Genomic DNA, 404 nt, shown 5'->3' with positions numbered 1-404 from the left:
GGCCGAGATGAAAGAATCGGGCTAAATTCACGTCCGGCTCTGGGGATTCTTCCCAGAGGTTCGATTCTGAGGGCCGTTTCCACTCAAAAATCCATATTTTTGCGACAAAAATGGAAGCTTATGCCCATCGACGTGTATCGCGATCGAGCCAAGAATTTTGTGACGGCTAGAGGGGATGATTTTGAGGCCGAACGCTCAAATCAGGCATAATCCACGACGCGAGCCACTAGGAGCTCCACGTTCGTAAGCTATAGTTCACCATTTTTGCATAAAAATGACGTCACCCGGTAGAAGCGGCCGTCTCACGTGATTTTTGCTGAGTTTGTGCAAGCTCTGTGCGCTGTCAATCATAAAAGTGTTATTTTGAAGGCCGAGATGAAAGAATCGGGCTAAATTCACGTCCG

At 48.0% G+C, this 404-nt stretch carries 1 protein-coding gene; it reads left to right on the top strand.

What is annotated here, in order from left to right; all coding sequences use genetic code 11:
• Window positions 1–210 (top strand): hypothetical protein (locus tag JL102_RS23725; protein ID WP_237390723.1); only part of this gene is annotated, 210 nt, incomplete at its 5' end.
• Window positions 211–404: the final 194 nt, after the last annotated feature.

It is taken from the genome of Fulvivirga sediminis (genome assembly GCF_016757215.1).
Taxonomy (GTDB): domain Bacteria; phylum Bacteroidota; class Bacteroidia; order Cytophagales; family Cyclobacteriaceae; genus Fulvivirga; species Fulvivirga sediminis.
This window is presented reverse-complemented; position numbering and strand designations above follow the sequence as displayed.